11 protein-coding genes and 1 pseudogene are annotated in these 7,191 nt (G+C 56.6%); 3 read left to right on the plus strand and 9 right to left on the minus strand.

Going from position 1 to position 7,191, the window contains the following annotated elements; translation table 11 throughout:
- Positions 1-27: 27 nt before the first annotated feature.
- Together C8D92_RS05010 and C8D92_RS05015 are read right to left on the minus strand one after the other, a co-directional pair.
- Positions 28-789, minus strand: a complete 762-nt coding sequence (locus C8D92_RS05010; protein WP_116918599.1) for a TPM domain-containing protein — start codon at positions 787-789, stop codon at positions 28-30.
- Positions 789-1,406 carry a LemA family protein gene (locus C8D92_RS05015; protein ID WP_116918600.1) on the minus strand — a complete coding sequence of 206 codons (618 nt, stop codon included), beginning with the start codon at positions 1,404-1,406 and terminating at the stop codon, positions 789-791. The genes C8D92_RS05010 and C8D92_RS05015 overlap by 1 nt, the downstream gene beginning before the upstream one ends.
- A 483-nt stretch (positions 1,407-1,889) precedes the next feature.
- Here C8D92_RS05015 and C8D92_RS05020 point away from each other — a divergent pair, with 483 nt between their 5' ends.
- The gene (locus C8D92_RS05020) at positions 1,890-3,251 is read left to right on the plus strand and encodes a metal-dependent hydrolase family protein (RefSeq protein WP_116918601.1); all 1,362 of its coding nucleotides are present in this window, start codon (positions 1,890-1,892) and stop codon (positions 3,249-3,251) included.
- Between the two features lie 136 nt (positions 3,252-3,387).
- On the opposite strand, the pseudogene C8D92_RS15830 reads toward C8D92_RS05020, so the two are convergent.
- From C8D92_RS15830 to brnA, 4 genes and pseudogenes are all read right to left on the minus strand, one after another.
- Positions 3,388-3,543, minus strand: a pseudogene (locus tag C8D92_RS15830) (antibiotic biosynthesis monooxygenase family protein); the annotation flags it as partial.
- A gap of 289 nt (positions 3,544-3,832) precedes the next feature.
- The gene (locus tag C8D92_RS05030; protein WP_116918602.1) at positions 3,833-4,096 is read right to left on the minus strand and encodes a Txe/YoeB family addiction module toxin; all 264 of its coding nucleotides are present in this window, start codon (positions 4,094-4,096) and stop codon (positions 3,833-3,835) included.
- The gene (locus tag C8D92_RS05035) at positions 4,093-4,335 is read right to left on the minus strand and encodes a type II toxin-antitoxin system Phd/YefM family antitoxin (protein WP_095611664.1); all 243 of its coding nucleotides are present in this window, start codon (positions 4,333-4,335) and stop codon (positions 4,093-4,095) included. Before C8D92_RS05035 ends, C8D92_RS05030 begins: the two co-directional genes overlap by 4 nt.
- An 85-nt stretch (positions 4,336-4,420) precedes the next feature.
- A complete protein-coding gene (gene brnA, locus C8D92_RS16020; RefSeq protein WP_116918603.1) occupies positions 4,421-4,687 on the minus strand; it encodes a type II toxin-antitoxin system BrnA family antitoxin in 267 nt (88 codons plus the stop codon).
- Positions 4,688-4,749: 62 nt separating this feature from the next.
- On the opposite strand from brnA, the gene C8D92_RS05045 reads away from it, so the two are divergent.
- Together C8D92_RS05045 and C8D92_RS05050 are read left to right on the plus strand one after the other, a co-directional pair.
- Positions 4,750-5,001 carry a type II toxin-antitoxin system Phd/YefM family antitoxin gene (locus C8D92_RS05045; protein ID WP_095611662.1) on the plus strand — a complete coding sequence of 84 codons (252 nt, stop codon included), beginning with the start codon at positions 4,750-4,752 and terminating at the stop codon, positions 4,999-5,001.
- Positions 4,998-5,252 (plus strand): Txe/YoeB family addiction module toxin, encoded by a 255-nt coding sequence (locus C8D92_RS05050; protein ID WP_116918604.1) that lies wholly within the window; start codon positions 4,998-5,000, stop codon positions 5,250-5,252. Before C8D92_RS05045 ends, C8D92_RS05050 begins: the two co-directional genes overlap by 4 nt.
- Positions 5,253-5,354: 102 nt before the next feature.
- Here the strand turns inward: C8D92_RS05050 and C8D92_RS05055 are convergent, their stop codons facing one another.
- The 3 genes from C8D92_RS05055 to C8D92_RS05065 form a co-directional block, all read right to left on the minus strand.
- Positions 5,355-5,759 (minus strand): VOC family protein, encoded by a 405-nt coding sequence (locus C8D92_RS05055; RefSeq protein WP_116918605.1) that lies wholly within the window; start codon positions 5,757-5,759, stop codon positions 5,355-5,357.
- A 115-nt stretch (positions 5,760-5,874) separates the two neighbouring features.
- Positions 5,875-6,744 carry a PDDEXK family nuclease gene (locus tag C8D92_RS05060; RefSeq protein ID WP_133243104.1) on the minus strand — a complete coding sequence of 290 codons (870 nt, stop codon included), beginning with the start codon at positions 6,742-6,744 and terminating at the stop codon, positions 5,875-5,877.
- Positions 6,745-6,968: 224 nt separating this feature from the next.
- Entirely contained in the window at positions 6,969-7,145 is a 177-nt protein-coding gene (locus tag C8D92_RS05065; RefSeq protein ID WP_423837066.1) for an integrase core domain-containing protein, read from the minus strand.
- Between the last annotated feature and the right edge of the window lie 46 nt (positions 7,146-7,191).

Genomic DNA, 7,191 nt, shown 5'->3' on the forward strand with positions numbered 1-7,191 from the left:
GTATCGGGATTCAGCTCGGGTGCGGCGCTACCAGCCACCGGAGGCACCACCGCCGCCGAAGCCGCCTCCGCCGCCGCCAAAACCGCCACCGCCGAAGCCTCCGCCACCGCGGCCGCCCATCAGGCCGCCAAGCAACACCGCGCCCAGCAGAGCCGCGCCCCCTCGCCCGCCGCGGCCACCGCGACTACCGATCACGAATATCACCGACATGATAAGGATAAAGAACAGCCCCACCACGCCGGCATTGGGCTTCTCCTGCACCGGACGGGAAGGCTGATTCTGGGGAACCGCCATGGGCTCGCCGCCGAGGACCTGAATCATGGCGGCGGCGCCATTGACGATCCCGGCCTGGAAATCGCCCTGACGGAACGCCGGGGTGATCACGCGATTGATGATGACCGACGAGTCCGCATCGGTGAGCTTCCCTTCCAGGCCATAACCCACTTCGATGCGGATCTTGCGTTCCTCTTTGGCCACGATCAGCAGGGCGCCGTTGTCCACACCCTCCTGACCGATCCCCCAGTGCCGGCCCAACTGATAGCCATAGTCTTCAATCGCAAACCCCTGAAGGTTCGGCAGGGTGACCACCACAACCTGTTCCGTGCTGGCCTGCTCATGGGCCTGGAGCATCTGGCTGAGACGTGCTTCCACCTTCTGGGGAAGCATGTCCGCCCGGTCCACCACCCGGCCGGTCAACTCCGGAAAATCCGGCGTCGACTGGCCCCAGACCATGGCCGGGACGAGCAGCAGTAGCGCCAGCAGGACTCGTGGTTGGAAACGCATTGCCATCAGAATTCCACCGCGGGCGCGTCGTCGGCATTCTCGGTGGTGGCCTCAAAGTTGGCGCGGGGCTCCAGATCGCTGTACAGAATGCTGTGCCAGATCCGGCCCGGGAAGGTGCGCAGTTCCGTGTTGTAGCGCTGCACCGCCTGAATGAAATCGCGACGCGCGACGGCGATACGATTCTCCGTCCCTTCGAGCTGCGACTGCAGGGCCAGGAAGTTCTGGTTTGATTTCAGGTCCGGATACCGCTCGGACACCGCCATCAACCGGCTCAGGGCACTACTCAGCTCCCCCTGGGCCTGCTGGAACTGCTTCAGCTTTTGCGGATTGTTGAGAATGCTCTCGTCCACCTGGATCGATGTGGCTTTGGAGCGTGCCTCAATCACCGCCGTCAGGGTCTCCTGCTCCTGGGACGCGAAGCCCTTGACGGTTTCCACCAGATTCGGGATCAGGTCGGCACGACGCTGGTACTGGTTCTCCACCTGAGCCCAGGCCGCGGTGACCTCCTCATCGTAGGTGGGGATGTTGTTGATTCCACAGCCGCTGAGGAACAGAACCAGCGCCATCAGCGACGACAGCTGCCAGAAAGTCCGATGTTGAAACGGTGTTCGAAGGATTCCCATGGTGCTCTGCCCCGAAGGTGTTTGCGTTGAAAAAGAAAATGCCCGGCCCGCAGACGGGGGCATTAAACTACCACTTTTTATTGGGCCAGAGCGGCGGTTTTCAAGGCCACCAGCGGCTTACGCGGCAACTTTCAGGCGTTTCTGCCGCCACTCACGTTCCGCCATCGTCCTGCGTTTTACCGGCTTGCTTTCGCGTGCACGGAGCGGCCTGGGCCATTTGTTTCGATGCCGTAGTCCCGCTCTACCCTGGCAACCCGAACCTTGAACTCCGAGTACCAGACCTTGTGACCGAGCCTTTGCGCCTCTTGTGTGCTGCTTCCAATTTCTGATGGCCTCAAGTCTGTAGTGGCAAGTGCACGGATCTTTCATACTTAAAAAGTTGTCGTATTCGCTGGAAATGCCATAGTGGTATTACGTGGTCGAACTCGCGCCACCGGCATAGCCACGCCTGATCTTGTAGCCCGATATCCAGGGAGAAAGGAAATGCTCATCGTTCGCGCTCTTCGCACCGCCACTATGCTACTGGCACTTGGCGTTATCGTCTCAGGCCCGCTATCAGCTCAGCAGAAAAAACCAGCCAGCACTCTCTTCGAAAATGTTCGCATCTTCAATGGCACTGATTCGGAACTCTCGCCGCCTTCTAACGTGCTGGTGAGAGGCAATGTTATTGAGGCTATATCGACCGATCCCATTGCCACGGACAAAAGCGTGCGCACCACGGTGATCGCCGGCAATGGCCGTACACTGATGCCGGGGCTGATCGACGCCCACGTTCACATCATCATGTCGTCAATTCCACTCATGGTCATGATGAGGGCCGATCCAAATTACATCACGCTGGTCAGCGGTCAGGCCGCCGAGGGCATGCTGATGCGCGGTTTCACCTCGGTGCGCGATTTGGCGGGGCCGACCTTTGGGCTCAAGCTGGCCATCGACCGGGGCGTTATTTCCGGGCCGCGCATCTGGCCGTCGGGCGCCATGATCACACAGACCTCGGGGCACGGAGACTACCGCACGGTCTACGACATACCCCGCGGTAATAATGATTCGCTGCATTTCACGGAACAGCGGGGCTTTTCCGCCATTGCGGATGGGCGGGCCGAGGTACTGCGACGGGTGCGCGAACAGCTTATGCAGGGCGCAAGCCAGATCAAGCTGGCCGCAGGCGGCGGTGTTGCATCGGACTACGATCCGCTCGATGTCAGCCAGTACACCGAAGATGAGCTGCGTGCCGCTGTCGAGGCCGCGGAGGACTGGGGCACTTATGTCACGGTTCACGCCTACACCCCGGATGCGGTGAAAACAGCCATCAAAGCCGGCGTGAAGGTGATCGACCACGGTCAACTGCTGGACGATGAGACCGTCAGAATGATGGCCAAGCAAGCCATATGGTGGAGCATGCAACCATTCCTCGACGACGAGGATTCTGTTCCCTTTCCTGAAGGTTCAGCCAACCGCGCCAAGCAGATTGAAATGACCACGGGCACCGATACCGCCTACAAGCTGGCAAAGAAACACGGTGTCAAACTGGCATGGGGCACGGATACGTTGTTTGACCCGCAACTGGCGACACGGCAAGGTGCGCAACTGGTTAAGATGAAGCGCTGGTTTGAGCCGGCTGAAATACTGAAAATGGCAACGTATGACAACGCGCAGCTTCTGGCTCTGTCGGGTAACCGCAGCCCCTACAAGGGCAAACTCGGTGTAGTGGAAGTAGGCGCACTCGCCGACCTGCTACTGATCGAAGGCGATCCGCTGGCTGACATCGATCTGATCGGGGACTCGGAAAACATGGCTGTCATCATGAAGGACGGGCGGATATTCAAGAACGCTGACGCTGAGTAGTTAAAAACTCGGCGGTCTCCAACCCATGGCTGGGTCTTTTCCTGTTTTCTTGGCAAGCCGCCGTTTAACCGACCACTGCCGGGCCCTGATGCGCCCCATAAAAGGGTGTCCGAAAGTTCCGGACTGTATAATCCCTCCGGACGGACTCCGTACCCAGGAAGCCGGGTTGGGTTGCAGCCAACTCAACCATCCTGTCTGCCATTTCCTCGTAACCATTGTCGCCCTCGGTGCAGTGGCTACTGAAAATGACCGCGTAATACGGTGGCTCAGGAGTTTTGGCTATCTCTGAGATAGATCCCTCTATGCATTTAACGCGGAGCACAGCGGTGGGCCATCAGGGAAGGCTGGGGAGACCCCTGCCACCCTCCGTTTGTAGAGCATAAAGCGATTGGCCTGCCATTAGCACCCAAACCCCGTCCTGCTCCTGAACAGAGGTGATAAATTCGCGATCACCGATGACTTCTACGTTCATTCAAACACTTGATGCGTTGTCGACGACGAAACGTAATGCAGGGCTTTGCGGCAATTTTTGAGCCGCGAAGCGTTGGAAAAATTGTCCGGCAACAGCGGTTGGTTACGCATTATTCGTAGTGGCTCCAGAGCCTAAGAACTTTCACCACTCGCTCATCCTCGAGCACTTGGTAAACCAGACGATGCTGAATATTGATGCGGCGTGAATAGGCCCCCGCCAGATCGCCAATGAGCTTCTCGAACGGAGGCGGCTTGAGGTATGGATCTTCCGCTATCAGCGCTAACAGTTCCTGGGCGTTTGGTTTAAGGCCGCTGGAGGACAACTTCTTTGCATCTTTCTGGGCTTGTTTGGTGTAAACCAACTTCCATGTCACCAGTCCAGCTCCTCATCGCATTCATCCACGGGGGTTTCCATTCCCTCACGAATAGACTCCCGCATACCCGGTACAGAAAGAAGGTAAAGCGTTTCCTGAATGGCCGACCAGTCCTCCTCGGATACCAGAACGGCTTTGTTCCGCTTACCCATGATGACGATTGGTTGGTGGGACTCGGCGGTCTCGTCAATCAACCGATAAAGGTTACTGCGCGCCTCAGTAGCTGTGATTCCGGTCATGACGCACCTTTTGCGTGTCTAACTTTTAATCGAGTGTACGCTTATAGGTACGTACGTCAAGACGAACGTTCTGCATGACGCAGAGCTAACGTGCGCCGCTTGCGGCGTCACCGTTAAGCGCCTTGCTAGCAGCATCAGCTTCCAGGCGCTCAACCAGCCAGACCCTGATAATCGACTGCCTGGTAACACCTATTCGTGCGGCTTCCCGATCCAACGCCTCGACAACCCAGGATGGAAAATCAACGTTGATCCGCTTCTGTTCCCGATTCACCCGACGCGCTGTCGAAAGGTCCAGATCACGCGCCGGTCTGGAGCCGCGAAGCGGCGAAAAATCGATCGCTGTGCAGCCGATTGTTAAACCCTTTGGCGTACGGTATCCTGACCATGCTCAACATCCTGTACAGGAGCAACCTTATGGATGCCATTAGCTACACAGCCGCTAGAAGCAATCTAGCAAAAACCATGGAACAGGTCTGTGAAGACCATTCCCCCGTGATCATCACCCGGAGCAAGTCGCAGTCAGTGGTCATGATCTCACTGGAGGACTACGAGGCGCTGCAAGAAACTGCATACCTTCTGCGCGCACCCAAAAACGCGCGGCGTTTGCTGGAATCCGTTGCCGAGCTGGAGCAAGACGGTGGTCAAGAAAAGGAACTTCTTGAATGAAACTCATCTTCTCCGAGAACGCCTGGGAAGACTATCTGTACTGGCAAAAAACCGACAAAAAGATCCTTAGCCGAATCAACAAGCTGATCAAAGAGACCAAACGAGAACCGTTCGAAGGTGTTGGCAAACCGGAGCCCCTCAAACACAGCCTCGCCGGGTACTGGTCTCGCCGAATCAATGAGGAACACCGAATGGTGTACAAGGTCACGGATGACGCCTTACTTATCGCCCAGGTTCGATATCACTACTGATTTAACGCCGCCAGCATGCGCGGCTACGGAATGGAGGCGAAGCCGCAATGTAGTAGCCATCGCCGTGCTTGGCATGGTTAGGAACTGCCGGTGGCCCCGCCATTACGTCAGATCCTGATAAGGATTATAAGCGACTTCCCAGTAATGCCCTTCCGGGTCTTGGAAATAACCGGAGTAGCCACCCCAGAAAACCTCTACCGCTGGTTTGATAAGTTGAGCTCCGGCTGATACTGCCTGACTAAGGACAGCGTCAACTTCCGACTTACTCGCAACATTATGGGCCAACGTGATGCCGGAAAAACCGGCCTGAGTGGGAACGGGTAATCCAATGTCCTTAGCCAACTCCTCCCAAGGATAGAGCGCTAACCAGGTTCCTTCCAGACTGAAAAAGGATATATTGCCGCCTTCAAAGTCACTCTTTGGCAGGCCGAGACCTTCGCCATAGAAACGGGTGGCCCTATCCAAGTCCTCCACACCAAGCGTGACAATGCTGATTTTCGGTTTCATGATTCCCTTCCTAACGTGAAGACTTACGCGCCGGCTTGGAGGCGCGCCGCCTCGGCGCCGAGCTACTTGGCACTACCTGCACCGGCGTCGCCTTCAGCAAGTGGTTAGGCATCTACTACTCTTCCGGTGCGTATGTTGAGGGTGTGCAATACACGATGGGAAGACCTGTTAGATTCCGAATGTACTCCAAATACTTGTGGTCGGCAGATGCAGGCTCGGACGGTCCGGCCACCACGAACCTCAATTGACGCGGATTACAGGAAAGCCGATATCCGTAATACAGGAGCTGCCCCAACGCTTCACGCACGCACGTCACTGGGGAAGGGGACGACTTTACTTCGACCAGTATCGTCTTCGCATCTAACCAAACGGCCAGATCTATGTAGTTGTGTTCCTGCTCCACCGCGGCGCTCCCGTAAAGGGCCTCCAGGCGCTTCCGGAGAGCATTTTGTAAGTGGTTATGCGTGCGCGACATGATGTATTGGCCACGTGACCGTGCCTCAATGCTTCCTGTTGGCTTGTCGGCAGCCAACTCTCCCGCATTGGTGTCGGTTCCGGCTTCAACGGAGGTTCTGTAAGCCTCAAAGATGTTTTCTATGTGATCCCGATCAGTGAGGCGGTGGACCGTTTTCCCGTAGCCATACGGGAATTCGATATGCTCTTGCTCTGCCAGGAAATCGACGGCAATTGTATGCCCCAATTCCTTAATACGACAGTACGATGGTAGGTCTTGTCCCCGCACCACGGCATACCGTGCGATCACCAGTCTTGGACGACTTCCTGAGGGTGCACTGTGCGCCTTGAGTGCAACTAGATCGCCTGGACGCAAGGCCAAAAACTTGGCAAGAGTCGATTTTGCGTCCCCGCTTTCCTCTGGCATCCGCTGCTCAAGTTCAGAGCGAAGGCTTTCTTCATCCATTCCGACGAGGTCAGACAGATCAAATTCCGATGCGAATCCGGTACTGACAACTTCGTTCTCAAGCATGAGTGGGAGCATGTCGTCCGTGCGCCCGTACTTCGTCCCGATTATGTAATAGCTTGGTTCTAGTTTAGTCACGTCGGTACCGTCCCGCTCTGATCCCGATTCCGGTCCTCACTGGACTCATGTTGCCTCGTCGCTAGGCCTAACGCTTGGGCTAAGCGGCCGATTTGGAGGCGCACCACGCCGGAAAAGCGGTGGAGTTCCCCCAAAAAAGTGGACACGCTCCATCACTGAGCCCCCTCGAACTCCAGCGGCGTCCTGTAACCAAGGCTGCTGTGGAGTCGTCGGGTATTATAAAAGCCTTCAATATACCGATTTATATGTTTCCGTAATTGTCGCATCGTCACGAAGCTAGGGAACCTCTGAAAAAGCCCTTGGATTTGCGACAATAGCACCAGAGTCACCAACCGGGAAGGTCGCTACCCCATGAGCCAGATCAGCTTTGCCGAA

Source organism: Tamilnaduibacter salinus, assembly GCF_003096655.1.
Lineage (GTDB): Bacteria > Pseudomonadota > Gammaproteobacteria > Pseudomonadales > Oleiphilaceae > Tamilnaduibacter > Tamilnaduibacter salinus.

What these genes read in the sequence shown, in the direction of transcription:
- C8D92_RS05010 (WP_116918599.1), bottom strand. Translation starts at nt 789, where the DNA reads ATGGCAATGCGTTTCCAACCACGAGTCCTGCTGGCGCTACTGCTGCTC.
- C8D92_RS05015 (WP_116918600.1), bottom strand. Translation starts at nt 1,406, where the DNA reads ATGGGAATCCTTCGAACACCGTTTCAACATCGGACTTTCTGGCAGCTG.
- C8D92_RS05020 (WP_116918601.1), top strand. Translation starts at nt 1,890, where the DNA reads ATGCTCATCGTTCGCGCTCTTCGCACCGCCACTATGCTACTGGCACTT.
- C8D92_RS05035 (WP_095611664.1), bottom strand. Translation starts at nt 4,335, where the DNA reads ATGACCGGAATCACAGCTACTGAGGCGCGCAGTAACCTTTATCGGTTG.
- C8D92_RS05045 (WP_095611662.1), top strand. Translation starts at nt 4,750, where the DNA reads ATGGATGCCATTAGCTACACAGCCGCTAGAAGCAATCTAGCAAAAACC.
- C8D92_RS05050 (WP_116918604.1), top strand. Translation starts at nt 4,998, where the DNA reads ATGAAACTCATCTTCTCCGAGAACGCCTGGGAAGACTATCTGTACTGG.
- C8D92_RS05055 (WP_116918605.1), bottom strand. Translation starts at nt 5,759, where the DNA reads ATGAAACCGAAAATCAGCATTGTCACGCTTGGTGTGGAGGACTTGGAT.
- C8D92_RS05060 (WP_133243104.1), bottom strand. Translation starts at nt 6,744, where the DNA reads ATGCTTGAGAACGAAGTTGTCAGTACCGGATTCGCATCGGAATTTGAT.